This is a genomic window from Streptococcus mitis SK575, assembly GCF_000257865.1.
GTDB lineage: Bacteria > Bacillota > Bacilli > Lactobacillales > Streptococcaceae > Streptococcus > Streptococcus mitis_CQ.
In genome coordinates, this window is sequence record NZ_AICU01000003.1 from 1 (window position 1) to 503 (window position 503).

At 36.6% G+C, this 503-nt stretch carries 1 pseudogene; it reads right to left on the bottom strand.

Annotation, left to right across the window (positions count from 1 at the left end):
* Window positions 1–438 (bottom strand): annotated as a pseudogene (locus tag HMPREF1048_RS02835) (N-acetylmuramoyl-L-alanine amidase family protein); the annotation flags it as partial.
* Window positions 439–503 lie beyond the last annotated feature (65 nt).

A 503-nucleotide genomic window follows, 5' to 3' on the forward strand; every position in this document is an offset into this window, starting at 1 on the left:
AATATTGTGCCAACCTGTCTGCATAGCACCGCTATCAGCTAAATAATATTGTTGTCCTTCGATAGTCTGTAGGCCAGTTTGCATGACACCGCTAGTATTTAAATAGTACCAACTACCAGAAATCAAACACCAGCCTGTTTTCATAGCACCACTATCATCTAGATAATACCAATTTCCATGCTCATTAAACCAACCTGTTTTCATCCAACCTTCACTATCAAAATAGTACCAGGTTTCATTGATCTTTTCCCACCCGTTTTTAGTGTAAGAACCGTCAGAATGTTTATACCACCAACGGCCATTCGATTGAATCCAACTGCCGTCAGAGTGACTATAAGCCTTGGGAGAAATAGATTCTTGAGCAGAAACTGGACTATTTACTGATAGTGATGTCACTAGGCTCAGTAAAGCAACTGATGACAATAAAATTTTTTTCATAATCATATTGTCCTTTCTGTTTTATTTTTGTATAATCATAATCATATCACAAATAAAAAAACAGG